This window comes from Chryseobacterium sp., assembly GCF_022869225.1.
Classification (GTDB): domain Bacteria; phylum Bacteroidota; class Bacteroidia; order Flavobacteriales; family Weeksellaceae; genus Chryseobacterium.
The window spans coordinates 1,592,440-1,615,041 of the sequence record NZ_JALIHL010000001.1 but is presented as its reverse complement, the minus strand read 5'-3'; the positions used below and the strand labels follow the sequence as shown (position 1 = coordinate 1,615,041).

At 38.7% G+C, this 22,602-nt stretch carries 15 protein-coding genes; 10 read left to right on the top strand and 5 right to left on the bottom strand.

Going from position 1 to position 22,602, the window contains the following annotated elements; all coding sequences use genetic code 11:
- The first annotated feature begins 242 nt into the window (after nucleotides 1-242).
- The 4 genes from MUW56_RS07550 to MUW56_RS07535 all read left to right on the top strand — a co-directional run bounded on the left by MUW56_RS07550 (nucleotide 243) and on the right by MUW56_RS07535 (nucleotide 4,492).
- The gene (locus tag MUW56_RS07550; RefSeq protein ID WP_292012617.1) at nucleotides 243-1,784 is read left to right on the top strand and encodes a TlpA disulfide reductase family protein; all 1,542 of its coding nucleotides are present in this window, start codon (nucleotides 243-245) and stop codon (nucleotides 1,782-1,784) included.
- A 162-nt stretch (nucleotides 1,785-1,946) separates the two neighbouring features.
- The gene (gene rlmD / locus MUW56_RS07545) at nucleotides 1,947-3,353 is read left to right on the top strand and encodes a 23S rRNA (uracil(1939)-C(5))-methyltransferase RlmD (protein WP_292012616.1); all 1,407 of its coding nucleotides are present in this window, start codon (nucleotides 1,947-1,949) and stop codon (nucleotides 3,351-3,353) included.
- 31 nt (nucleotides 3,354-3,384) lie between these two features.
- A complete protein-coding gene (locus tag MUW56_RS07540) occupies nucleotides 3,385-3,861 on the top strand; it encodes a DUF6452 family protein (protein WP_292012615.1) in 477 nt (158 codons plus the stop codon).
- On the top strand, nucleotides 3,827-4,492 hold the full coding sequence (locus MUW56_RS07535; protein WP_292012614.1) for a DUF6048 family protein: 666 nt from the start codon (nucleotides 3,827-3,829) through the stop codon (nucleotides 4,490-4,492). Before MUW56_RS07540 ends, MUW56_RS07535 begins: the two co-directional genes overlap by 35 nt.
- Nucleotides 4,493-4,561: 69 nt before the next feature.
- Here the strand turns inward: MUW56_RS07535 and MUW56_RS07530 are convergent, their stop codons facing one another.
- The gene (locus MUW56_RS07530; RefSeq protein WP_292012613.1) at nucleotides 4,562-5,035 is read right to left on the bottom strand and encodes a hypothetical protein; all 474 of its coding nucleotides are present in this window, start codon (nucleotides 5,033-5,035) and stop codon (nucleotides 4,562-4,564) included.
- A gap of 93 nt (nucleotides 5,036-5,128) precedes the next feature.
- Between MUW56_RS07530 and MUW56_RS07525 the strand changes: the two genes are divergently transcribed.
- The 3 genes from MUW56_RS07525 (at nucleotide 5,129) to MUW56_RS07515 (ending at nucleotide 15,155) form a co-directional block, all read left to right on the top strand.
- Nucleotides 5,129-7,168, top strand: a complete 2,040-nt coding sequence (locus MUW56_RS07525) for a M43 family zinc metalloprotease (RefSeq protein WP_292012612.1) — start codon at nucleotides 5,129-5,131, stop codon at nucleotides 7,166-7,168.
- A 291-nt stretch (nucleotides 7,169-7,459) separates the two neighbouring features.
- On the top strand, nucleotides 7,460-10,438 hold the full coding sequence (locus MUW56_RS07520; protein WP_292012611.1) for a reprolysin-like metallopeptidase: 2,979 nt from the start codon (nucleotides 7,460-7,462) through the stop codon (nucleotides 10,436-10,438).
- 355 nt (nucleotides 10,439-10,793) lie between these two features.
- Nucleotides 10,794-15,155, top strand: coding sequence for a GEVED domain-containing protein (locus MUW56_RS07515; RefSeq protein ID WP_292012610.1), 4,362 nt, complete (start codon nucleotides 10,794-10,796; stop codon nucleotides 15,153-15,155).
- A gap of 307 nt (nucleotides 15,156-15,462) precedes the next feature.
- Here MUW56_RS07515 and coaE read toward each other — a convergent pair whose 3' ends face one another.
- The 4 genes from coaE to ruvB are packed head-to-tail and all read right to left on the bottom strand — an operon-like array spanning nucleotide 15,463 to nucleotide 18,649.
- Nucleotides 15,463-16,092, bottom strand: a complete 630-nt coding sequence (gene coaE / locus MUW56_RS07510; RefSeq protein ID WP_292012609.1) for a dephospho-CoA kinase — start codon at nucleotides 16,090-16,092, stop codon at nucleotides 15,463-15,465.
- 8 nt (nucleotides 16,093-16,100) lie between these two features.
- The gene (locus tag MUW56_RS07505; protein WP_292012608.1) at nucleotides 16,101-16,967 is read right to left on the bottom strand and encodes an MBL fold metallo-hydrolase; all 867 of its coding nucleotides are present in this window, start codon (nucleotides 16,965-16,967) and stop codon (nucleotides 16,101-16,103) included.
- Nucleotides 16,968-16,980: 13 nt separating this feature from the next.
- A complete protein-coding gene (locus tag MUW56_RS07500; RefSeq protein WP_292012607.1) occupies nucleotides 16,981-17,592 on the bottom strand; it encodes an FMN-binding negative transcriptional regulator in 612 nt (203 codons plus the stop codon).
- A gap of 34 nt (nucleotides 17,593-17,626) precedes the next feature.
- A complete protein-coding gene (gene ruvB / locus MUW56_RS07495) occupies nucleotides 17,627-18,649 on the bottom strand; it encodes a Holliday junction branch migration DNA helicase RuvB (RefSeq protein WP_292012606.1) in 1,023 nt (340 codons plus the stop codon).
- Nucleotides 18,650-18,945: 296 nt separating this feature from the next.
- Between ruvB and hutI the strand changes: the two genes are divergently transcribed.
- The 3 genes from hutI (at nucleotide 18,946) to hutG (ending at nucleotide 22,486) form a co-directional block, all read left to right on the top strand.
- Nucleotides 18,946-20,178 (top strand): imidazolonepropionase, encoded by a 1,233-nt coding sequence (hutI, locus tag MUW56_RS07490; RefSeq protein WP_292012605.1) that lies wholly within the window; start codon nucleotides 18,946-18,948, stop codon nucleotides 20,176-20,178.
- A gap of 17 nt (nucleotides 20,179-20,195) precedes the next feature.
- Nucleotides 20,196-21,251, top strand: coding sequence for a DUF695 domain-containing protein (locus MUW56_RS07485; RefSeq protein WP_292012604.1), 1,056 nt, complete (start codon nucleotides 20,196-20,198; stop codon nucleotides 21,249-21,251).
- A 311-nt stretch (nucleotides 21,252-21,562) separates the two neighbouring features.
- Complete coding sequence (gene hutG / locus MUW56_RS07480; protein ID WP_292012603.1) at nucleotides 21,563-22,486, top strand: formimidoylglutamase; 924 nt, start codon at nucleotides 21,563-21,565, stop codon at nucleotides 22,484-22,486.
- Nucleotides 22,487-22,602 lie beyond the last annotated feature (116 nt).

The following is a 22,602-nucleotide window of genomic DNA, read 5'->3' as shown; positions in this document are numbered from 1 at the left end:
TGCTGTTAAAGTTTGTTAACTTCTTGAGTGGCTTTGGTATTCTTTATTTAATAAGTCTATATTTGGTGGGTAATAGAATTGTTTTAATAAAAATACCTTTTGGTTTTAAAAGAGACAAAAAACAGAGATGGAAAGCTGAAAGTATCTCTTTTTACAGGGTATAATAAATTTTTCAAAAAAAATAATGAGTGTTAATTAAGAAGCCTTAAAAAGCGTATTTTTGTGTAATATTAAAAATTGAAATGAAAAAATATCTTTTATTGTTTATCATTGCGGTTTTCGCGATGTCTTGTTCAAAAAAAGTAGAAGTAAAAGGAAAAATTACCGGAAGTTCACCATTGGAAAGAATCGAATTTGTAGAAGCTTCAGGAGTGGGAACCTTACCTTTGATTAATATAGGTTTAGACAAAGAGGGTAATTTTTCGGGAAGCTTCGAAGCCCCTAAAGATGGAATGTATGTTATTAATTATGCTAACAAACAAAACCTGATCTATCTTGAAGGCGGACAAACTGTAAATATCTCAGGGAATGGAATGACTTTCCCTAATGAATATGTTATTACCGGTGATGCTAAAAAGAATAATGACTTCCTTCAGGCAAGTCAAAAATTTCTGGGAGAATATGGTAGTAAAGTTAATTTAAACCAATTAATGGCTTCCGATGAAGCTACTTTCCTGAAAGGAATCCATAAAGTAGAAGCTGACATTAATAAAAATGTAGAAGACCTTGCTAAGAAAAATAACCCTAGCAAAGGACTTTTGGAGTGGAAAAAAAATGACGTTAAAGTGACTATTCTTAACTTGCTTGCCAATTATGAAATGTCACACGGTCCAATGTCTGGAAATCCATCGTATAAGTCTTCTAAAGCCTTTAAAGATTATGAGACCCAATTAGAGGATAATAAAGAAGTAATGGTAAAAACAATACCACTTTACAGACAGTATCTACTGGTGAAAATGACTCCGGATTTCCAAAAGTATGCGGAATCAAACAGTAAAGGAAAGACCGATATCACTACTTCAGAGATGTTTGCTCAGTATTTGAAAACTAAAAAAGATCTTTCTCAGACGGCAAAAGATTATCTTTTAGCGTTTGTAATGGCTCAGGCAGATATTCATCCGACAACTCCGCCTAACAAAATCGAAAAAATTAAAAAAATTATTGATACAGATATTAAGGATGCAACCATTAAAAATGATATCCTTAAAATGCAGGTAGCAATTACAGGGCTTAAGATCGGAGAAGCGGCTCCTGAGGCTGCTTTAATCAAGCAGGATGGTAAATCGTATCAGCTGTCTGAGAATAAAGGAAAGCCTTATATGCTATTTTTCTACGCATCATGGAATCCTTATATCAGCGAGGCTACTGTCCCTGTTTTGAAAGAGGTTGTTAATTTTTATAAATCTAAAATGAACTTTGTATTTGTCAACGTAGATGATACAAAGGATCAGTTTATCAAAACCAGCAACTCACTATTAAAAGGGGTTCAGGGAGTGAATGTATATGGAGAAGGAGGTATGGGATCTGATATTGCCAAAAAATATGGCGTTTATGCATTTAAATTACCATGCTTTGTGATTATTGATAAAGACGGTAAAATTGCCAGCAGATCTTTTGTGAACTTAGGAGAACAGGAGCTGGTGACTATTTTGGATAAATTAACAGGGCTTTCAGCACCGAAAGTAGATCCGGGTATGCAGTTGCAGCCAGGATTACAAATGGATCCTGCGGCCCAGCAAGCTGCTCCGCAGCCTGCAAATCCTCAACCGGCTCAGACAAAATAATAAACTTTAACATAGATGAAAACCTTGTCTTCGGATAAGGTTTTTTTTATTGTATTTTTGCAAAATGAAACCGGAGGGTTTTATATTTGAATAGATAACAGAAAAGATTACGGATGTAGCCGGAAGGCAACATTTGACCTTAGAAAAAATAGAAGTTTACGAATGAAAAAGAAGAAGAATATCATTCTTGAAAATATCACCCTGCTGGCTGCAGGCGCTAAAGGTGTTGCAATAGGTAAAACAGAAGACGGAAAAACAGTGTTGGTTTCTGGAGCAGTGCCGGGAGATGTGGTAAATGCCAGGGTTAAAAAAGCCAAATCCAAATATTATGAAGCTGAAGCAATAGAAATATTGGAACAGTCGCCTTTCAGGGTTGAACCTAAATGTATTCATTTTGGGGCATGCGGAGGTTGTAAATGGCAGAATATGAGCTATGAAAAACAGCTTGACTTTAAACAGGAAGAAGTTTATAATAATATTAAGAGAATTGGAGGTATTGACGATTTCGAAACGGTTTCTATCTTAGGCTCAAAAGAACACTATTTTTATAGAAACAAAATGGAGTTCTCTTTTTCTAATGCCAGATGGCTGACTGCAGATGAAGTAAATTCCCAGGATGATATTAATGATAGAAATGCTCTTGGATTCCATATCCCCGGAATGTGGAGTAAAATTCTGGATCTTAAAGAATGTTTCCTTCAGGAAGATCCTTCCAATGCCATACGGCTTGCCGTAAAAGAATATGGAGTTCAAAACGGGTTAGATTTTTTTGATGTGAGAAATCAGGAAGGTTTCTTGAGAACCTTAATGATGAGACAGAATTCTAAAGGAGAGTGGATGGTGCTATTCCAGCTTTACAGAGAAGAGCAGGAAAACAGGGAGAAACTTTTTGAGTTCTTGCTGAGCCGGTTCCCTCAGATTAAAACATTGGTCTATGCTATTAATCCAAAGCCGAATGATTCTATTTATGATTTAGATATCAATATTTATTTTGGAGAAGGATATCTGATGGAGGAAATGGATGGGCTGAAGTTTAAAATAGGACCGAAATCATTTTTCCAGACCAACTATAAACAGGCTTTAGAGTTGTACAGAAAAACCCTGGAGTTTGCTGAACTGAAAGGAGATGAAGTGGTGTATGACCTTTATACCGGAACAGGAACTATTGCACAGTATGTTGCAAGAAATGCCAAGCAGGTCATAGGGATAGAATCTGTACAGGAAGCAATAGATGCGGCTATTGAGCATGCTGCATTGAACGGTCTTACCAACTGTACATTCTATTGTGGGGATATGAAAGATATTTTCAACGATGAATTCTTAGCGAATCATCCTAAGGCAGATGTCTTGATAACGGATCCGCCAAGAGACGGAATGCACCAGAAAGTGGTAGAGCAGATCTTAAAGCTTTCCCCTGAAAAAGTGGTGTATGTAAGCTGTAATTCAGCGACGCAGGCAAGAGATTTAGCATTGATGAAAGAACATTATACTTTAGTGAAGATATTGCCTGTAGATATGTTCCCGCAGACTCACCACGTTGAAAATATCGCTTTGCTCGTTAAAAAATAAAATTATTTAAATTTGAGTTTCAAATCTTAATATGAAATACTTTAAATTTCTCATACTCACTTGTTTGCTGGGAATGCTTTTTTCCTGTGGCGGAGATGATGACATCTGTGAAAGCGGAGAGGGAACTCCAAGAATGAAGGTTGCATTCAAATCATTGGAATCTGGAAAAGAACAAACATTGGACTCGTTGTATGTAGCGGTAGATTATGGTTCCGGAAAAGTGCAGCTGGGCGGACTTGGGAAGCTGGATTCCAGGCTTATTCCTTTAAGGGTAGACGATTCACCTTATACCGATGTATACTTTAGACTCACCAATAAGGGCGCTGAAGCCAAAGTAAGGGTTAAATATACGACTAAGTCTACGTATGTTTCTCCCGGATGCGGAATCAAGAAATCTTATGAGAATTTAACTTCAGAATTAATAACTCCGACTCCTGTTAAAAATCTGGAAGTAGGACTAAATCAAATAGAGAATGAAGACAAGACTAATCTTTTCCTTCTTTTTTAGTATTATAGGAATACTCAGCTGGGCACAGAATAAAAAAGAAGAGAAAAAGGAAAAGGAGCATTGGAAATATGAACCCAACTTTATGGTTGGCTGGGATGTCCTTAACACAGGGGCTGCCTTTTTTTCTGACAGAAAGTTATACCAGGGGTTTATCTCTTCAAAAATAAAAGGAAATGTTCATGCTGTTGCGGAAGCGGGTTTTGAGAAAAATATATATCAGAAAAACGGGTACGATGCCAAAGTAAATGGTCCGTTTGTTAAATTGGGGGCATTCTATATGCTGGCCAAAGATGCAGAAAATGAATTCAACGGATTTTATGCCGGAGGAAAAGTGGCGGGCTCATTTTACAATCAGGAATATATGGCGGTACCGGTTCGTGGATTTGGAGGAAGCAGTTCTTCAGTGGCGTTTCCTTCTTCGTCTCAATCTTCTTTTTGGCTGGAAGGTACATTAGGAGGGAAAGTGCAGTTATTCGATTCCAATTTCTATATTGATGTGAATCTCCAGCCCCGCTATTTAATGTATACTACGAAACAGGATGAGATATCACCTATGATTGTCCCTGGATTTGGAAGAAGTTCTTCCAAATTTAATATGGGGTTTGCATGGAATATAGCCTATAAGTTTTAAAGAACTCTTATTATAAAAACGTATAAAAGCAATCGGCTCGGGATTATTCCCGAGCCGATTGCTTTTATACTATCTTGTTTTTTTCTTAATAATGCCGGTTGTTATTTCCCTGTATAAACCTTCCAGTTCTTTAGGAGGGGTTCCGGAATCGAAAGTTGATGAAGTATATACCTTACCATCAACGGTTATAGAAATAAATGAACTGAGTGCCCTGTCGGTAAATCTTCCGGTAGTCGGAGACTCAAGGGCAGATATTTTTGATAAATCAATAGCGTTGACCTCTGTCGTTATTTTTTGCCATGCTTCCGAAGATATTGCGGAGGTAGTGACCTCTCCGTTCAATGAAGCAACTCTTGAGGTTGGAGTATAGGTAGTCATTCGATCAGTACCCCGTGTCTGTTCCTTTAATTCTATTTTTTCAATTTTTGATTGTTTCACGTTGATAGAGGCTTTGTTGTCAGTTTTCGTGTCTTTTTTCTGTGAAGTACAATTTGTATGTATTAAAGGTAAAAAGAGGATAATTAATAATATTTGTGGTTTCATTTTGTTTATTTTATTTAAATTTTATTTATTTTTTCGATTTTATATTAAATATATGTCTTAAGTGATATATTTGCAAAGTTAATAAAATTAAAAATGCGAAAATCTACTACTTCAAAGGCCCTTTTTTTATTGCCTCTTTTATGGGGAGGTATAGGGAGTGCCCAGGTACAGACAGGTACTGAAATAACTAAAAAAAAGACATCGATCTATGTTAAAAAATCTCCGGAAGAACTTGCAAAAACTTTTGGTTTTGACAGGTGTTCAACGGTAGAATATGAAAAATATCTGCAGGCAAAAAATCCTAAAAGATTAACTGATGAGCAGTTTGAGGCATGGCTGGCTCCTTTGGTAGAAAGAGCGAAAACTAACAAATCTCAAAACGGGGATATTATTACCATTCCGGTAGTGGTACACGTTATTCATAGCGGTCAGAATGTTGGGGTTGCTCCTAATATTGTTGATGAGCAGGTAATGTCTCAGATTGCAGTGATGAATAATGACTACAGAAAAATCTTAAATACACCGGGATATAATGTTAACCCGGTAGGAGCAGATACCCAGATTCAGTTTGTACTGGCTAAAGTAGATCCTAACGGAAATCCTACAAATGGTATTGACAGGGTAAATCTTTGTCAGGATAACTGGTCCCAGGATGATATTGACGCTGTTGTTAAGCCTCAGACAATATGGGATCCTACCAAATATATGAATATGTGGAGTGTTAATTTTGCCGATGCTTCTTTATTGGGATATGCTCAGTTTCCATCAAATTCTACATTGGCCGGATTGGATCCGAATATGGGAGATGCTGATACTGATGGGGTGGTTGCCAATTTTGCTACTTTTGGAAGTAGTGATTATAATACGAATAATACATTCCTGCTGGGTGCACCTTATGATAAAGGGAGAACCATGACGCATGAAGTGGGGCACTTTTTAGGATTGAGACATATCTGGGGCGATGCCAACTGCGGAACAGACTACTGTGCAGATACTCCTACCCACAGAACTTCGAATGGAGGATGTCCTGCGCATCCGAAGTCAAATACTTGCGGTACTGCCGATGAAATGTTCGAAAACTACATGGATTATACCTATGATACCTGTATGAACATTTTTACCAATGATCAGAAAACCCGTATTACAACGGTGATGAATAATTCTCCAAGAAGAATGGAGCTTAAAACTTCAGTGGCTGACTTACCGATTCCTTTATTTCCTAATGACGCCGAGCTTAAAATAGATGGAGGATGTGCTTTAGGAAACTGTGGTGGTGGATTGTTGCGTTTTTCTTTATACAATAGAGGAACAAGTAATCTGACTGCTGCTACAATTTCTTATTCCTTTAACGGAGGACCGGCTCAATCCTATAACTGGACCGGTAGCTTAGCTCAGGATAAATTCAGTATGATATCAATCCCTGTGAATAGCACAATAGCTTCTTCACCGGTTACGGCTTCTATTGCCTCCGTCAATGGAGGTGCTGACCAAAGAAGTACAAACAATACAGTTACAGGAAATTACGTTAAACCGGTTACCCCTGATTATATTCCGTCTGCTACAACAGTAACGTTTAAACTGCAGAGAGATTATTTCGGTACTGAAACAATGTGGACGTTGAAGAATAGTGCAGGGCAGATCGTTAAGTCCGGAGGTCCGTACGCTGATGTAGCTAATCCAACTACGACGACACCACTACCGGCATTAATCACTCAGAGCTGGACTTTACCATTAGACTGTTATGTATTTACCATTTCTGATGCTTATGGTGATGGTCTTGGAGACGGAGGTTATGTAGATGTATCTACCAGTACGGGTGTGGTTATTTACCATGGTTCTACAAATATTAATTCATATGCTACAAAAGCATTTACGAATCAGGTGTTGGGGACAAGTGAAACCGCTAAAAAGGATAATTTTGGAATTTATCCAAACCCTGTAAGTGATGTACTGAACATTTCTAAAGTTTCTCATAAGGCGACTTTCGAAATTTACAATGCAGTAGGCCAAATTGTGAAGAAAGGAACTATTGACAATAATAAAGTCAATGTATCGGAGCTGTTAAGAGGAAATTATGTCATTACCATAAGTGATAATGCTATTTCCGAAAGCTTCAAGTTCATTAAAAAATAAGATAATTGCCATCGTAAAAAAGTCCTCAGATATCCTGGGGACTTTTTTGTTTTTATGAAATATTGAAATAGAGTTATTTTATTATGAAAAGACTAATGATAGTGGTTCTGTGGTGTTGATTGTATTTTTATATCTATTGCTTTTCTTTTTCACTATATTAGTCATTGTGTTGATTTTGTGTTTTATTTTTAATATTATTTTTCGTTTTGTTTTAAAATATTTACTGTTTTATATGTTTTATTGTTAATGTTTTTATAGTTTTGTGAAATGTGAATTTAAAAAAAATAATTTATGAAAAGACTACTTACTACTTTGATGTGTACTTTAGTAGGGGGGGCTGCATTTGGACAATGGACGCCTACTACCGTTAAAGTAGATAGCAAGAAAAGAACAGTGGATATGAAAGCCTCTGCCGTAGAGTCACATTTCAAATTGGATTTAAATCAGTTGAGATCCCAGTTGAAAGGTGCACAGGAGATGGGGGCCGGAGCTAAGCCGGTTGTTATTTCAATACCGACTTTAAGCGGCAAGATTGAACGATTTAATGTATATAGTTTCCCTGTTGTTGTAAAAGAACTTGCGGATCAATATGAGCTGGGATCCTATATAGGAACATCAGTTGATGATCCTTCCCGACAAATTAGATTTTCTGTAGCACCTAATGACTTCCAGTCAATGCTATTAAAAAATGGAGGTTATGAATTTGTTGAACCTGTTGATAAAGCAGCCGGAATATATTCTGTACACCCTAAAACGGCAAAATCAGGAGATAAAGCCTTCGTTTGTAGCACTTCCGAAGATCCGGCGGCTGTAAAAGACCTGCAGGCGCTGTATAATAACGGAAAATCATTTGCCCATAACCCTGGAACATTTAATAAAAACTCAGACCGGAAATACCGTACCATGAGGTTGGTAGTTTCCGTTACAGGGGAGTACACCCAATATTTTGGAGGAGTTCCTAATGCGCTGGCACAGATTAATGCTACTCTGACCCGTGTAAATGGTGTTTTTGAGAAAGATTTTGCATTGCATTTATATCTTCAGAATTATCCGGTTTTAATTTATACCGATCCTAATGCGGATCCATATTCTCCTGCTGCACAAATGGGTAACTGGAATGTTGAGCTGCAACAAACACTTACTGCTAACGTAGGAAATGAGAACTATGATATTGGACACTTATTCGGTGCTACGGGAGGTGGTGGAAATGCTGGATGTATTGGTTGTGTATGTGTGGATCCTGCTACGCCTACAAGTAAGGCAAAAGGTTCAGGATATACCTCTCCTGCAGACGGCATTCCTCAAGGAAACAATTTTGATATAGACTATGTGGCCCACGAAATGGGGCACCAATTAGGGGGGAACCATACCTTCTCACACGGAATCGAAGGAACAGGAGTGAATGTGGAGCCAGGATCCGGATCAACTATTATGGGATATGCGGGGATTACAGGGGCTACTACTGATGTGCAGGCGCATTCTGATGATTATTTCCATAGAGTAAGTATCGGCCAGATTCAGACCAACCTAAACAACAAAACATGTGATGTTGAAACGGGTGTAGCAAATAATCCTCCTGTGATAGGGGCACTGCCAAGTTATACGATCCCTAAAAAGACTGCATTTGTATTGACTGCCAATGTGACAGATCCGGAAGGAGATCCAATGACTTATACATGGGAACAGGTTGACAGTGGAATGACCAGTGCTCAGACTATTAATAAAAATAATTTAGGACAGACTACTTACGGGGCATCATTCAGGTCAGTAGCACCTTCTAACAGCCCGACAAGATATTTCCCTAAATTATCCTCAGTACTTGCAGGAGTATTAGATAACTCATTAAATACCTGGGAATCTACATCACAGGTAGCGAGAACTTCCAATTTTGCGATTACAGCAAGAGACAATAATGCTGATGTATCCCAGCAGCAGACAAGTTCTGCACAACAAACAATTACAGTTGGAAACGACGGACCATTCCAGGTTACACAAGGGTTCCTGTTTATCAATGCGGCTTCAGATTTAACATGGGATGTCGCTAATACATCAGGAGCACCTTATAATGTTGCCAACGTAAAAATTGATTACTCAACAGACAATGGAGCAACCTGGACTGTCCTGTCTGCATCCACTCCTAATGATGGAGCGGAACCGTTTACAATGCCGGCGGCATTGAACGGACAGACTGTTGCGATGAGGGTTTCTGCTATCGGAAATGTCTTTTATGCTATTAAAAAAGTTGCGGTAACTACTCAGGTACAATGTGGTAGTGCACCGATCGGAGTAGTGGCTCAAAATCTTACACTGAACGGAGCTGCGGTTTCTTGGAGCCCTGTTGCAGGAGCTGCTTCTTACGTTATTCAGTATAAATTAAATTCAGCTTCTACGTGGTCTCAGACTACAGCAAGTACCAATTCAGTAACATTGGCTGGTTTGACTGACTGTTCTCCTTATCAGGTGCAGGTAGCTGCCGTTTGTGCAGGGGTAACAGGTCCTTACTCTACTGCAGTGGCTTTCTCAACTGCATGTACAACTTATTGTACAGCTGCAAGTAGCAGTGGACAATACAATTATATTTCTAATGTAACGTTAGGTGCAGTAAACAATACAACAGGAGGTACAACGTATTCAAACTTTACTACGAATACAACATTACAGCCTACCTTATTGCTGAATAGTTCAAACTCAATAAGCGTTTCTCTTACAACAACCCTTGCTGGAGCTTCTGTAAACGGAATGGCTGTGTGGATTGATTACAATAAAAACGGAACATTTGAAGCTAATGAAAGAGTTTTAAATATGCCGATCACTGCTTTACCGGTGGGAGCTACGCCTGTATCAGGAACATTTACAGTTCCTTCAACTGCCGTAACAAATTCTCCATTAAGAATGAGAGTAATGACTGTTTTAATGCAGGCAGCAGGTGTTGGTAACAATATCCCGGATTCTTTTGCTTGCGGAGGTTTCCCGAATGGAGAAGTTGAAGATTATAATGTTGTCATCACAACGAACCTTGCTACTTCTGAAACAGGGATTAAAAATGACGGTATTCAGCTGTATCCAAACCCTGTAAGTGATGTTTTAAATGTAACTAAAGTTTCAGATAAAGCAGCTTATAAGATTTACAGTGCTGCAGGTCAATTGATCGACAGCGGAAATATCAGCAATGGTAAAATCAATGTTTCCTCTTTGATCAAAGGTGGATATGTAATTACAATTGATGAAAAAGGACATGATCAGTTCAGATCCAAGTTTATCAAAAAATAACAAAAACCTTCATAAACTTAAATCCTCAGGTATTCCTGGGGATTTTTTATTTAAACCATATAGTTGATTATTGTGGATTTTTTTCAAAAAAATATTTTAATTAATGTGTAATAATTAGAAAAATGATTAGATTTGTGTAATTATTAAAATATTAGCGTATGAAGTGAAAATTATTTTTTTAGTACAGATCATCTGTAAAATGAGGTGTTTTCGAGAATGTCTTTGAGCACCGGAAATAGGAAATCCCTATCATTACTTTTACTATTGTTATCATTATTAAATTTTAAAAAATATGAGTGTACTTTTACTCTGTAAAATGAGCAGGCCTCGTCGGGCGCTCATAACATTGCTTTGTATGGTCTTCGGACTGTTTCTACAGGCACAAACAGTTACAATTGGTCCAGGAACATCAACTCAAAGATATCCTTTGGGTTCTTTCTATGGATTTGAAAGATCTGCATCTCTCTACGCTGCCAGCGAAATAAATGTACCTGCCGGTGGAAGTATTTTGTCGGTGGCATGGAATGCTACAGCATCTACGAGCGTAACGCTTCCGGTAAAGATCTATTTAAAAGCCGTTCCAAGTTCTACAACAACTCTTACAGCACAGGACTGGGCTACCGTAACTGGTGGGTCCACTTTAGTATATAGCGGAAACGTAAGTAATTTACCTACAGGATGGAATACTGTCACGCTGCAAAGTCCTTTTTATTATAATGGAACGGATAACGTTATGGTCATGGTTGAAACCAACTACGGAGGTTCCGGTGGAGGATCTTCAACCGGAAGTGCCATTACGTATTCTACCGCTACTTCAAGACATATGTACTATCAGGCTGATTCAAATGCTCCGACAGGAACAGGAACAGTAACGAGCAGCAGACCTAATATTCAGATGACTTTTGGTGCCCCTCCTTCATGCCTTCCTCCGGGAGCATTAAGCTTAGGAACGGTAACACCAACAAGTGCAGTATTAAACTGGACTGCGCCGTCTACAGCACCTGCAGGCGGATATGATGTGTACTACAGTACGTCCAGCAATGCGCCGACAGCTGCCACCACACCTTCCCAAAATATAACGGCTGGAACAAGCGCGCCACTTTCTCCGTTGGCAGCCAATACAACTTATTATGCATGGGTAAGATCAAAATGTAGTGCTACTGACCAAAGCTGGTGGGTAGGACCTATTTCTTTTTATACAGGATATTGTACCCCTACAGGAGGTAACTTTTCAACTTCATATTATCTGAATTCCCTCAATACAACAGGAGGTATCTCGAATATAGATTACTCTGCTACTTCCTACACCGGGTATGTGAACTCTGGTTTAGTGGCTTCAGCAATTCCTACCAGTACTTTAACGGTGAATCTGAAAGCTTCCGGAAACAGTACTTACTATTATTATGTTTGGGTTGACTGGAATAATAATATGAGTTTTAACGATCCGGGGGAAACCATACTGGCAACTACCTCTTATGCTGCAACCGGAACTGCCACTATTTCTATTCCTTCAACACAGGCACCTGGAAATTATAGAGTAAGATGTGCTACATCATTCTCAGGACAAATCAATTCCTGTGGAAATGCTTCTTATGGTAATTACGTAGACTTTACATTATCAGTTATAGCGCTGCAGCCATGTAATACTTCACCGCCAAGTAATATTGCGGTTTCAAATATTACGGCGAGTTCAGCATTAGTGACATGGGTTCCTGCAACAGGAGCAACCTATGTTTTACAATATAGAAAGCAAGGTTCAGGACCTACAGGATGGCAGACGATTAACATAACAGCTCCGCTTTCAAGCAGCCAGCTGATCAGTAATCTGACAGATGCGACTCAGTATGAATATCAGATCGCAACAATATGCGGTGGTGCTCAGGGACCATACTCCACTATAGGCAACTTTACAACGCCTGCATTGGGCTATTGTGATCCGAGCCCTGTCAATACAACATCGGACGGCTATATCAATAAAGTAGTGGTAACGCCTACGAATGCTCCTCTTATGGTAAGTGATTCAGGATATGATGTATATAAGGATTATACAACAGATGCTTCCAGAACAATTACATTGGTAAGAGGTACAGGAGGCAATACCATCAGTGTTAATAAATATTGGCCAGGTTCTACATCCTCTTATGGAGTTGTTGCCTGGATCGATTATAACAGAAACGGAATTTTTGAAGCTACGGAAAAAGTACTGGATACCCCAAGTAATACAACGACTCCGGTAAATGCTACGTTTGCGGTACCGGCATTACCAAATCCGGCGATTTATAATGGAACTCAGCCTACCCGTATGCGGGTAGCGATGAAACAGTACGGTGTTCCTGCTCCTTGCGGATCATTCGGTACATTCGATTATGGTGAGGTAGAAGATTATACGGTGAGATTTATTGATCAGCCGGTATGTTCAACTGCTCCTCCTACGAATATTACCGTTTCAAACCTTACTGCTACCAGCGCAACCTTTTCTTGGGTTTTCGCTACAGGTGCTACTTATAACTTGAGATATAGAAAAATAAGCCCTGCTCCTGTGGGTGCATATACTACCGTAAACGGAATCACGGGTAACACTTATACAATTCCTGCTGCAAATCCATTAACAGAGCAGACTCAATACGAAGTTCAGGTAGCAACAGTGTGTGGTACCAGCACAGGTGGGTTCTCTACAGCAATACCATTTACAACACCTCCATTATCTTATTGTCAAATGACAGGTAGTGGAAATAATGACCACATTTCAAATGTAACGGTTACTTCTTCTAACCTAGGGGTGCCGCCTATGAATAATACTTCAGTACAGACAAACTATATCAGCTATACCACTCCACAAACCCTTATCACGCTTGACGTGGGATCTTTAGGCAATAAGATCTCTGTAGCGAAAGGCTGGACAGGAGCTACAAATAATGATGCAGTTACAGCATGGATCGACTGGAATAGAGACGGGCAGTTTGTGGATTCAGAAAGAATCCTTATTTCTGCAGCCAGTACAACGACTCCTGTTATCGCTACATTTGATGTCCCTACGACTGCTTACCCGGGACCATTAACAACTACAATGAGAGTGGTGCTGAAACGTACAAGTGCTCCGGTAATGTGCCAGAACGCAGTGAATGGAGAAGTGGAAGATTATAGAGTAATGCTGAGACCTTGTAGTAACGTTACTCCAAACGCACCAACCTTTACACGTACTCATAATTCCGCTACAATCAGCTGGACAGGGGTGACGAACAACGTAAGTTATATTGTAAGATACAGAGTACAGGGTACTACAACTTGGACAGAAGTGTATGCTTCTACACAATTAGGAAATATTCCGCTTGTAGTTAACGGATTGACTCCGGCAACAACTTATGAAGTTGAGATCGCAGCAATTTGTGGAAATACAATTGGAACAGCAACAACAATAAAAACATTTACAACGAGATGTGACCCTACGCCTCCAAATGTTACGATCAGTACTATTACCCCTACAACGGCATTGATTACATGGGCACCGCTTGCTGCAAGCTCTACGTATGTTATGAGATACAGAGTTGTAGGATCCGGAGCTACAGGATGGGTGACTGTTAACTTACCGGCTGCTCCTGCCAATACTTACGTACTGGGAAGTGCAACACCTCTGGTTCCGTATACCTCATATGAAGTTCAGATTGCGAATCAGTGTTCGGGAGAAACTACCTTGAACCCATACTCAAATCCTAAAGTATTTATTACTGAAAGAATTTGTGAGATCCCTCCTCCAGGATTGACCATTACCCAATTATTGCCAACTATGGCAGAAGTGAAATGGGATCCTTTCCCGGGAGCCACTTATGTTCTTAGATATAGAAAAGTAGGCATTCCAAGCTGGACAGAAGTACCAACACCAGTAAATAACCTGGTATTGAACGGACTTACAGAACTTACCAAATATGAAATGCAGGTAGTGAACATCTGTAACGGTACACCCGGTAACTATACTCCTCTGTACTACTTTACAACTCCTACTGTAGTGTATTGTAATATGTCTTCCGATAACTTTGCCGGTGAGCATATTGCTAAAGTGACCGTGAATCCTACTGGAAAACCTATGATGGAAAATGCGTCCGGTGCATCCAGCTATACAGATTACACAGGAGACCCTAAAAAGTTCATAGAAATGGTCCAGGGATCTACAGACAATGAGATCATCATTGAGAAGAAATGGACAGGAACTAATTATAATGAAGGAATTGCGGTATGGATCGACTTCAACAGAAATGGAGAGTTTGATATCAATGAGAGAGTGTTTACTTCCGCGCCAAATACCACAACTCCGGTATCAGGAAAATTCAGTGTACCGGCTGATGCATTTGTAAGTATGACAGACTACAAATATGTAGTAATGAGAGTAGCAATGCAGAGAGATGGCGTTCCTGTAACTTGTGTAAACCCAGGTAACGGTGAAGTGGAAGATTATACGGTAAGAATTTCCAAAAAAGGAATTTCAAATCCAACGAATCAAACGGATATCCTGATCTATCCTAACCCGGTAAGCACAACATTGTATGTGAAAAATATCAGCAAGAGAGCAAGATATAAGATCTATAATGCTGCCGGACAGGTGATCGCAGATGGTATCCTGCTAAACAATCAGATCAACGTAAGTAAACTGATCAATGGTGTTTATGTAATAGATATCGATGATAACGGTAACACGGTTCAAAAGAAATTTATTAAAGAATAATGATTTAAATTTCAATAGATAAGCCTCCAGAAATGGAGGCTTTTTTTGTGGTTTGAGGAATGTAAAGAGTGCTTTTAGGTTCAATATTGATATTGATGACTGGTGGTATAAATAAAGCTGAAAACAGCCATACAAGTCAAGAGTATTATAAAGGCTTTAACTGAATGAGAAGACGTAAATAGTAGTTTGTAAAACCAGCGGCCATAGATATTGATAATAACACGATGCCGGGCAAAAAAAGATATTGATAAAAGAAGAATAATCAGGAATCATCAATAGAAAAGCCTTCAGAAATGAAGGCTTTTATTTATTCAATATTAAAAATAACCTGTTCCGTCTGTTCTTTCAGATCTTCCAGATTGGTATTGTTATAGATGATGCAGTCTGCTATTTTAATCTTATCCTTTTCAGGCATCTGTTTTTCCATAACAGCTTCTACTTCACGGTAGGTTTTGTGGTCTCTGTCCATGACCCTTTTAATCCTGATATTATCTTCTGCCGTGACCAAAAGAGATTTATAGCATTGCCTGTTGAGTTTTAGCTCAAACAATAATGCCGTTTCTTTGAATACTAAATATTTGGTTTGTTTTTGTACCCAGTTCTCAAAATCAATACGTACTGCAGGGTGGATGATTTCATTCAGGCTTTGCAGCAGATCCTTATTGTTGAAAACCTTGTCTGCAACATATTTTCTGTCATATAAGCCATTTGAATCATAGGATTCATCCCCTAAAAGTTCTTTGATTTTAATCTTTAAATCTTCATTGTCATTGACAATTGTTTTGGCCCTGTCATCAGAATAATAAACAGGAAATCCAAATTCCTCAATAAAGCGGGCAACCGTAGTTTTTCCTGATCCTATTCCTCCTGTTAATCCAATAACCTTGGGTGCAGGTTCCGGTTCTGTCTGTTGTGTTTCCGAATGCAATTGTTCCATAATTAAATTTAATATCCAAAAACATCATTAAAAGTGAAGGTCTCATCAAGTCTTATCCCTTTTTCAGTCATTTTAAGACTTGCAAGTTCGTTGTGAGCATCATGTTCAAAGAACAATAAATATTCATTATCTACACATTGTTTTAGGAACTTCCCTTTTTCTTCCAGGGTTAAAAGAGGCCTGGTATCATAGCCCATTACATACACCTGGTTGATATGTCCCGCTGTCGGAATAAGATCCGCTGCAAAAACAACCGTTTTTTCCTGGTATTGAATCACCGGGAGCATCTGTTTTTCCGTATGTCCATCCACAAAGATGACATCCATTTTTAGATCCGGTGCAAAACCATAGTTTCCAGTCGCTGGTAGCGGCAGGAAATGCAGCTGGCCGCTTTCCTGCATCGGAATAATATTTTCTTTCAGGAAGCTGGCTTTTTCTCTTGCATTAGGTTCTGTAGCCCATTGCCAATGGTTTTCATTCGTCCAGAATTGTGCATTTTTAAAAGCAGGTCTGTATCCTGTCCTGTCATCATTCCATTCGATGGCACCACCACAATGGTCAAAATGAAGGTGGGTAAGAAATACATCCGTAATATCTTCTTTTACAAAACCGTATTTCTTTAGGTTTTTATCCAGATTGTCATCTCCCCAAAGAGAATAATGACCAAAGAATTTATCATCCTGTTTATTACCCAGACCACAGTCTACCAGGATTAGTTTTTTACCGTCTTCAATGAGAAGCGAGCGGGTGCCGAGCTCAATTAGATTTTTTTCGTCTGCCGGGTTTGTTTTTTCCCACAGACTCTTTGGGACGACTCCAAACATAGCACCGCCGTCCAGTTTAAATTTTCCACATTGTATAGGATATAGCTTCATAGGTATATTTTGATTATTTCTGTATTAATTTCATTTTCTCAGCAATCTTCCGGGCATTATCGTCTGATGTTTCAAGATGGGAAATAATGTTCTTAAAATCAGTTTCTTTTCTGTTTTGTGAAAGTTTTTGTTTAATGAATATTTCTGTCGGAATGATCTTAATTCCAAAAGCTCCCTTCATTTCTTTTTCCACAAACTCTTTCCCCATATCTTTGACCATCATGGGACATTGCTGAAATTTTTCGTATTTGGACGTTAATTTCTCTAAATGAGCATACAATTCATCATGATCCATCAATTCCACTTTTCCATAGATCTGTACCGCTTCATAGTTCCATGTAGAAACATTGATGTGGTCATACCAGCTGCTGGAAATATAAGTATGTGCCCCCAGAAAGTCACAAAGAATCTCATCCCCGTTTTGTAAGACTTTTGCCTGAGGATTTGCCCGGGAAATATGGGTTTCAATATAAGTATTTTCCGGATCATCCTCATTGAACATCATCATAGAATGAGTCGCCCGGATTTTATCAACAGAAGAAATTAACAGAGCAAAAGAATTCTCCCGGATAATTTCTTTCATCAGGATACTATCTTCACTCCGGTATAATTTGGGTATAAACATAAAATTAAATTTTTTTCTTTCTTAGATCTTGAATCTAAAAAAGTTCTCCAGGGTTTTTAGGTCTTGAAATGTTCAAATGTTGATAAGCCTTGTCTGTAACTTCTCTGCCTCTTGGGGTTCTGATAATAAATCCTTCCTGGATCAGGAAAGGCTCATATACTTCTTCCAAAGTTTCCGGATTTTCTGCAATGGAGGTAGCCAAAGCAGAAATTCCAACCGGCTTTCCTTTGAAGTTTTCAATCATGACGCGCATGATCTTATTATCCATTTCATCCAAACCGAACTCATCTACATTTAAAGAGTTCAGTGCATATTTTGTAATGTTGATTTCAATTTCACCATTGCCTTTGATCTCGGCAAAGTCACGAACCCTTCTTAGCAGTGCATTAGCAATTCTGGGGGTTCCGCGGCTTCTTCTTGCAATTTCTATCGAGGCGTCTTCATAGATTTTTATCCCTAACACTCTGGCGCTTCTCTGAATAATCATCGCTAAAAGCTCAATGGAGTAGTACTCGAGTCTGCTCTGGATTCCAAATCTGGCTAGCATAGGCTTGGTCAGCATCCCGCTTCTGGTAGTTGCTCCCACCAGGGTAAAAGGATTCAGCCCGATTTGAACACTTCTTGCATTGGGACCTGTCTCCAGCATAATGTCAATTTTATAATCTTCCATTGCAGAATACAGATATTCTTCCACAACAGGAGATAAACGGTGGATCTCATCAATGAAAAGAACATCATTTTCTTCCAGATTGGTCAGTAAGCCCGCTAAACTTCCGGGTTTATCCAACACAGGACCTGAGGTGATCTTACAGTTTACACCCAATTCATTGGCAATAATGTTGGCTAACGTAGTTTTTCCCAGGCCTGGAGGACCATGTAACAGAACATGATCAAGCGCCCCGCCCCGTCTTTTGGCTGCGGTAACAAAAACTTCAAGATTCTCCAGTGTTTTTCTCTGTCCTGCAAAATCTTTAAAGCTCTGGGGACGCATCTGCTCTTCCTGCATCAGCTCCTCGTGTGAGTAGTTTTCCTTATCTGGATGTAAAAAATCTGGCATTAATTCATTTCATTTACTTCAAAGATAGGAAATTTAGGCTAAGGTTGGAGATTAGACTAAGAAAAGCTTAAGGGAAAGCTGAGATTGGAATGGTGATGCAGAATGCGCCAGGGTAGGGTACTAAATTGATATTTTTTAAGTATTTTTGAGAGGAAAATAAAGCTTGAATTATTAAATGCAGTTGATGATTGACTTTGGCTGAATTCCTTCGGAATGACAAACCAGGTGTTCGGAAAGACCAAAGTAAAGCAATGACCTGATAAGATAATTCAATTTCTAACCTTTAGCCTAAATACATGAAATTAATAGGACCATTTAAGCAGGTAGTAACACTTGCTAACTTACCATTGAGAGGAAAGCTTTCCGATGAACAACTGGAGATTATTGTTGATGGAGGAATTGTAGTAGACCAAAATACCATTCAGAAAATAGGAAATTTTGATACCCTTAAAAATGAAAACCCTGCTGTAGAAATCGAGCAGATTGAAGGAGAGCAGGTGGTTCTTCCTGCTTTTGTAGATTCACATACCCACATCTGCTTCGGAGGGAACCGTGCCAATGATTTTGCCATGCGTAATGCCGGGAAAACTTATCTGGAGATTGCTGAAAACGGTGGAGGAATCTGGAGTTCTGTACAGCATACAAGAAATGCTTCGGAAGAAGAATTGTTGAAAACCTTACTGGAAAGAATCGATTTCCTGGTGAACCTGGGAATTACAACCGTTGAAGTGAAAAGCGGCTATGGTTTAGATGTGGAAAGCGAACTGAAAATGCTTAGAATTATTAAAAAAGCACAGGGAAAAACAAAGGCAACTTTAGTCCCAACCTGTCTTTCTGCCCACTTAAAACCAAGAGATTTTGACGGAAGCAACTCTGAATATTTAGAATATATCATTACTGAAATCTTGCCTAAAGTAAAAGAAGAAAACCTGGCACAGCGTGTTGATATTTTTATTGAAAAATCAGCTTTTCAGCCGGAAGAAAGTAAAGAATTCTTACTTAAAACTAAAGCTTTAGGTTTTGAAATTACAGTTCATGCAGACCAGTTTACCCCTGGAAGCTCAAGAATTGCAGTAGAAGTAGGCGCAAAATCTGCTGATCATCTGGAAGCAACGATTGACGGGGATATAGAGTTTTTAGCACAATCTGATACCGTAGCAACAGCCCTGCCGGGAGCCAGCCTTGGGTTAGGAGAGCAATTTACTCCCGCAAGAAAACTTTTAGATGCAGGCGCTATATTGGCGATTGCCAGCGACTGGAATCCGGGATCTGCTCCAATGGGGAATTTAATCACCCAGGCCTCCATTTTGGCAACTTTCCAAAAGCTTACAACAGCTGAAGTGCTGGCAGGAATGACCTTCCGGGCTTCATTTGCACTCAATCTCGAGGACAGAGGAATGCTGGAAGCGGGAAAGAAAGCTGATTTTGTGACCTTCAAAACCAATAATTTCCAAAATGTACTGTATAATCAGGGAAGTTTAAAAGCCGAACAGGTTTATATTGACGGAAAATGTATTGATAAATCATAAACCATTTCATACAGGATATGGAGGAAAAACAGTATAAAGATTTTTGGGACTGGTTTTTAACAAAGGAAAAAAAGTTCTATGAAGTTGTTAAAGAAGGAGAACAGGAATCCATTGAGAAAGATTTTTTTGATGTAATTGCCCCCAAGCTGAACCTCATAAAAGACGGCTGCTATTTTTTGACCGGGATGTCTGACAGTACTATAGCAGAGTTGATTATTACCGTAGACGGAGATATAACGAATATAGCCTTTGCTGAAGAACTTATTGAGGCCGCTCCTACACTTGACCGCTGGAAATTTACAGCTTTGAAACCGGCAATCGACATACAAAAAGTAAGTGTCTCTATGGGAGATTATCATTTTTCAAAAGATAATATTTCTTTCTATTCTAACGAAATAGATGATTATCAGGATGAGATTGATCTTGTTTTTGTGTATCATGGGAGTGCTGAAAATAAAGATGCTGTCACGACAGGAGTCTGCATATTTTTAGATAACTTTTTAGGAGAATTAAACTTTGCAACACAGATTGATACCTTTACAGTAATAGGAATAGACCAGGCTGAGAAAGAACTTGTTCCTATTGAAAAATTACAGGACTTTCTGCTGTGGAGAGAAAGAGAATTCACAGAAAAGTATAAAAGTGTAAAAAGAACTGATGCAGAGGACGAGTTTTCTATCCTTAGAGCTGATCTGGGCAATGGCAGACCTCTCATTGCCTGTATAAATATGCACTTATTGACCTATGATGCAAAAGCTTCTTACCCATGGATTGCAGTGCTTACATTTCATTACAACGGAGAACATAATGACGGACTTCCTGAAAAAGAAGATTTTGAAAAACTAAGCGATATTGAAGATCAGGCTGTTGAGGAATTAAAAAAAGACGGATATTTATATATTGGCCGGGAAAGTGCAGACAATATCAAAGAAAGCTATTTTGCGGGTAAGGATTTTAGGAAGATTTCTAAAGTTTTTAATACCATAAAACAAAACAACCCGGAGTATAAAATCTCAGTTAGAATTTTTAAAGATAAATACTGGCAATATTTTAAATATTATACAGCAAATTAAAAGTAGATTTTATAATTTGACAAGGTATATTGAACGTGGGAGAATTTTTCTTCCACGTTTGCTTTTATGCATGCTCAGCATATCAGATCCTGTTTTTTTGAAACATGATGAACGATTTTTGGAAATCATTTCAGAAGAAAGGAATGAGATGCTTGTCAGCCGCAATGCAAATCAGAATAACGTCTGAATATGATCTGTCTTTTTGCAATGAATTATTTGTATAATGTATGAAAGTAGTTTTTTTATATAAACAATATTATTTAGCTTTACTGGATATAATGATGTGAATACAATTGAATTTTTAAAGAATTATGTTTCAAAATATTTGGCAGGGTAGAATGGATGGAGAAGAACTTCTCTTCCACAGGCTATTTCAGAGAGTAAAAGAAGAACACAATTATGACAATATTTCACCGGATGATTTCGTTTTACATGGTTTTGCCGTAGACGAAGGCGTAAGAAGAAATAAAGGTCGCCAGGGAGCCAAAGAAGCTCCGGATGTGATCCGAAAAAATATGTCTAATTTTCCGGTGGTTCTTCCCAACTTTTCATTGCTGGATTTTGGTAATATTACCTGTGAGGATGGTAACCTGGAGAATACCCAAAACAGTCTTGCAAAAAATGTGTCAAAAGTACTTTTAAAAGGCGGAAAATCTCTTGTGCTAAGCGGAGGACATGAAGTGACGTATGCCCACTATCTGGGCGTAAAAACAGCCTTTCCGGAGCAGAAAATAGGAATTATTAATATTGATGCCCATTTTGATAACAGACAGCCTGAAAAAGGAGTCGGTCCAAGCTCAGGAACCGGGTTCTGGCAGATTGCTCAGGAAGGGCCTATCCATTCTTTACATATTGGAATTCAAAGAAACTCCAACACATTGAAACTTTTTGATACCGCTCACCAATACGGAATGAAATATATCCTCGCTGATGAGTTATTCTTTGAAAATCTTCCATCGATTTATCAGCGTATTGATGAGCTTTTGGACAATGTAGATTTTGCTTATCTCACCATTTGTATGGACGTTTTTAATGCTTCTATCGCTCCGGGGGTTTCCGCTTCGGCTTATAATGGTATCTTTGCAGATGCAACCTTTATGCATTTTTATAAGCATATTTTAAAAAACAAAAAACTGGTTGCACTGGACGTGGCTGAGGTTAATCCATCCTTTGATATTCAGGACAGGACGGCAAGGCTGGCGGCATGTCTGGTGAATGAATGGCTAATGATTTAAGATAAAGTGATATTCTTCCGATAGAGAAAATCATTTTTTTATTTCCCCTTAAGGAATGGAATTTGTTGCTTTTATCGTGCTTTTTAAATAAAAGCGCTCATAAATTCATTAGCTGA